Origin of the sequence: Mesorhizobium sp. M0830, from assembly GCF_040319965.1 — a bacterium.
In the GTDB taxonomy this organism is placed as follows: Bacteria; Pseudomonadota; Alphaproteobacteria; order Rhizobiales; family Rhizobiaceae; genus Mesorhizobium.
The window spans coordinates 1-1,566 of sequence record NZ_JAMYOR010000134.1; the positions used below are offsets into that span (position 1 = coordinate 1).

2 protein-coding genes are annotated in these 1,566 nt (G+C 57.5%); both read left to right on the forward strand.

The window, feature by feature from the left end; translation table 11 throughout:
- Positions 1-685: 685 nt before the first annotated feature.
- Entirely contained in the window at positions 686-973 is a 288-nt protein-coding gene (locus NKI20_RS33500; protein ID WP_352838261.1) for a hypothetical protein, read from the forward strand.
- Positions 934-1,566 (forward strand): reverse transcriptase domain-containing protein (locus NKI20_RS33505; protein ID WP_352838263.1); only part of this gene is annotated, 633 nt, incomplete at its 3' end. The genes NKI20_RS33500 and NKI20_RS33505, both read left to right, overlap by 40 nt.

Genomic DNA, 1,566 nt, shown 5'->3' on the forward strand with positions numbered 1-1,566 from the left:
GCTGGTCTTCATCGATGAGAGTGTGCTGCAGAGCAGCGGAAGGAGTTCAACATGAACTAAGACCATAGCGTAAAGCTGCGTGAATGATGGGGACGGCCCTCCGGGGTTGGCTTTCAGGAGCAGGTCTCAAACCAGTCCAAGCTGCTGCGGTAAAGAGCCGTGGTGGTGAGCGTTGGATGAAAAGTTCGGACGAGATCCGAGCAGGTGGGTGTCCGAAAGACGAACGAAAGTGAACCCTTCGAAGACGCGTCGTTATGAACGTAAGTGTCGCCGAAACCAGGACCGTCTCGTCATCCTGGGACAAGTCCGCCGGGTGCCTGATGACAGGGCGGGCGGCGACCGGCGTTGAGGGGGCGTGAGTCGGACACAGGCATTCGCGCGGAACTGCAGGAACCAGGCTCCTGATGCAAAGGGAGAAGCTCAAGCGGGCCAAACCGCAAGGCGAGAGTACCGATGCAGGAGACTGGGGCGGACCGGCCCGTATGAGCGTTGAAGGCCCTGTAATGGGGCCGGAGCAAAGGGGTCGGATCAGGTGGTCGTATTGTTTGGAACAACTGGAAACAGGATGACTATCAGAAGATACGACAGACAAGCCGTTTCGAATTGCGAAACGACAAGTGTACGAAGCTTACAAAGCGGTCAAAGCCAACCAGGGCGCAGCCGGGTGGACGGGCAGACCCTGGAGATGTTCGAGAAGGACCTTGCAGGAAACCTCTACAAGGTCTGGAATCGGATGTCCTCAGGGACGTACTTCCCACCGCCGGTTCGCGCTGTCTCCATTCCGAAGAAGAGTGGGGGCGAAAGGGTTTTGGGTGTGCCCACCGTCAGCGATCGGATCGCACAGATGGTGGTCAAGCAGATGATTGAGCCGGATTTGGATATCCTGCTTTCTTCCAGACTCCTACGGCTACAGGCCGGGAAAATCGGCTCTGGATGCAGTTGGCGTCACGCGTCAGCGATGCTGGAAGCATGACCGGGTGCTGGAATTCGACGTCAAAGGGCTGTTTTGACAATCTTCCGCACGATCTCCTGCTGAAGGCGGTCAGGAAGCACGTCACATGCAAGTGGGCTCTGCTCTACATCGAAAGATGGCTGGCAGCGCCGATGGAGAAGAACGGGGAAGTCGTCGAGCGCACACGCGGTACCCCGCAAGGGGGCGTTGTCAGCCCGATCTTGTCGAATCTCTTCATGCACTATGCATTTGATCTGTGGATGACCCGGACGCATCCTGACCTTCCATGGTGTCGATATGCGGACGATGGTCTTGTGCATTGCCGGAATGAGCAGCAGGCAGAAGCCCTCAAGGCGGAGCTTGGTGCTCGACTGGCAGCATGCGGGCTTCAAATGCATCCGACAAAGACCAAGATCGTCTATTGCAAAGACCAAAGGCGCAGGGGGGAATACCCGAATGTCGTGTTCGACTTCCTCGGGTATCAGTTCCGGCCGCGACGCGTGGCGAACACACAGCGAGATGAGTTCTTCTGTGGTTACACGCCTGCGGCCAGCCCAACGGCAATGAAGTCGATGCGGGCCACGATCAAAAGCTTGAACATCCCGCGGCAGACG